The organism is Streptomyces durhamensis, from assembly GCF_000725475.1.
Lineage (GTDB): Bacteria > Actinomycetota > Actinomycetes > Streptomycetales > Streptomycetaceae > Streptomyces > Streptomyces filipinensis.
This window is the reverse complement of record NZ_JNXR01000075.1, coordinates 1-2163: the sequence shown is the minus strand read 5'-3', so window position 1 is coordinate 2163 and position 2163 is coordinate 1. Positions and strand designations below refer to the sequence as shown.

The 2163-nt window shown below is 67.9% G+C and carries 2 protein-coding genes and 1 pseudogene; all 3 read right to left on the bottom strand.

Annotated elements, in window-relative coordinates; genetic code table 11:
* Positions 1-339: pseudogene (locus tag IO33_RS0141785) on the bottom strand (RNA-guided endonuclease InsQ/TnpB family protein); the annotation flags it as partial.
* A 194-nt stretch (positions 340-533) separates the two neighbouring features.
* A complete protein-coding gene (locus IO33_RS0141780; protein ID WP_031174303.1) occupies positions 534-1046 on the bottom strand; it encodes a GNAT family N-acetyltransferase in 513 nt (170 codons plus the stop codon).
* Between the two features lie 814 nt (positions 1047-1860).
* Positions 1861-2163: DNA-directed RNA polymerase subunit alpha C-terminal domain-containing protein (locus IO33_RS0141770; RefSeq protein WP_031174302.1), on the bottom strand; the 303-nt coding region annotated here is incomplete at its 5' end.

The following is a 2163-nucleotide window of genomic DNA, read 5'->3' as shown; positions in this document are numbered from 1 at the left end:
CTTGGCCTTGCGGGACAGCTCCCGCTGAAGGCGCTTGAGCTTCTTCTCGGCCCGGCGCAGGAAGCGCGGGCTGTTGATCTTCCGGCCGTCGGACAGGACGGCGAAGGCGGACAGGCCGAGGTCGATACCGGCGTCGGTCTCCGCCTTGGGGAGGATGTCCGGCTCGGTGTCGACGACGAAGCTGAGGAAGTACCGACCGGAGCTGTCCTTGGTGACGGTGAGAGAAGTCGGGGCCGTGGGAAGTCGGCGCGACCACTTGACCTTGAGGTTGCCGACCTTGGCCACGTACACCGTGCCGTCGCCTGAGAGGGAGAAGGCGTCGGTGTTGAGGCGGATCGAAACTTACCTCACCTCGGCTTCGCGCCCATCCAAACCGCCATCGCATGGCTCCGAAAATCTGACTTTCCGTAACAGCGACAGGGAATGTGAGCCAGAAACCGAGATTGGACGACACCACGGCGGTGGGCTACAAGATCGGCACCCCGTGACGCGTGCCACGCGGAGGTGGGAGCCCCCGCGTGGCACAGATTGGGTCAGATACCGAACGCAGCTGCGTAGTGGACAGTGCCGCTGGGGAGCGGGTGGTCGGCGTCGAGGCTGAGTGCCATCAGGGCCTCGTCGGGGACGTCGATGGTCAGGTGGATGCCGTGATCCGAGGCGCGGGTGAACCCGAACCGGGGGTAGTAGGTCGGATGCCCGAGGACGACCACGTGGTGCTCGCCCAGTGACCTCGCTGCGGCCAGGGCGGCGCGGATGGCCGCCGTGCCTGCACCGGTCCGCTGCTGTTCCGGGCGGACGGCGCACGGGGCCAGGCACAGGGCCGGTGTGGTGTCGATGTGGCAGCGGGTCAGCAAAGCGTGGGCCAAGGGGTGGCCGGTCTCGTCCACTGTGACGAGGGAGAGGCCCTCGAGCCAGGCGGTCGGATCGGCGCGCAGGCTGTCGACGAGGTCGGCTTCCGCCGGTGTGGGGAAGGCGGCGAGGTTGATGTCGCGAATGGCGGGGATATCGGCGCTGGTCTCAGCGCGCGTGATCCAGGTGTTGCCCATGTCGATGGAAGATCCGTTTCGGGAGATGTTCGTGTGGTTGCCCCGCGAGCTCACGCTCTCAGTGCGGGTGGCAGGAGGGTCAGGCCACGGCCCGGGGCGTGAGGAAGACCCGGGCGCTGCGCGCGGTGGCCTTGAGCGCGGTCATCAACCTCACCTCCCGTGTCAGCTCCTGATCAAGCACGAACACAGCAACCATACATGGCTGCGGCCACTGGACTCCGGTGACGGCGTCGTAGGCATGCCGGCGACGAGGGTGCTGGCGCGATGCTCCACCACCGGCCGTGTCATTGCCACGGCGGGCCTGGCTGTGCCGGTGCAGCGCCTTTGTACCGCCTGGTCCACGCAAATCCAGAATTCCCGGTCCGTCGTCTGAGCCACTTCCTCGAAACAGCGGGTGAGCGCGGCGATCTCGCCCTGTGCGATGGGGCCTCGGGCGCGGATCTCCTGCCTGGTCGTCGGTCGTCCTCCACGCGATCGCGGGCTCCGCCTTGATCAGGCCAGCCCGTCATGGGGCCTTTCCAGCTCCGGTGGTGGAGCCGGACCAGCGGTCGATGACGCGTCTCGGTGTCGACCGGGCTGCCTGCCCCGGGGCAGGCAGCGACTTCAGCCGCGTCGAATCCGTGGCATCAGACGAGAGCTGGCGAAGTGGCCTTCGCCAGAGGCCGGCGTACTGATTGCTCTGAAGAACTCAGCGCGCGGCAGTGGCAGAGAGGCTGCCTCCTGCCCGCGCTGATGCCCAGAGCCCCAGTGCCCGCAAGGAGCCCGGGCTCCACGGTCGGGCCAGTGCCAGGTTGACCGCGAGTCGCTGCGTCGCTCAGTACTGCTCGGTCTCCATGAATCCCGTGCCCCCGTCGTCGTCCGCGGCGGCGGTCGGGGTGAACCCAGGCGGGCTGTCCTTCAGGGCCAGGCCCATGCCGGCCAGCTTCGCCTTGACCTCGTCGATGGACTTCGCACCGAAGTTGCGGATGTCCATCAGGTCCGCCTCCGATCGCGCCAGAAGTTCACCCACCGAGTGGACGCCCTCACGCTTGAGGCAGTTGTACGACCGAACGGTGAGCTCCAGCTCCTCGATCGGCAGCGCCAGGTCGGCGGCCAGGGCGGCGTCCGTGGGGGACGG

Coding starts and splice junctions, on each gene's coding strand:
- IO33_RS0141780 (WP_031174303.1), bottom strand. CDS start 1,046: ATGGGCAACACCTGGATCACGCGCGCTGAGACCAGCGCCGATATCCCC.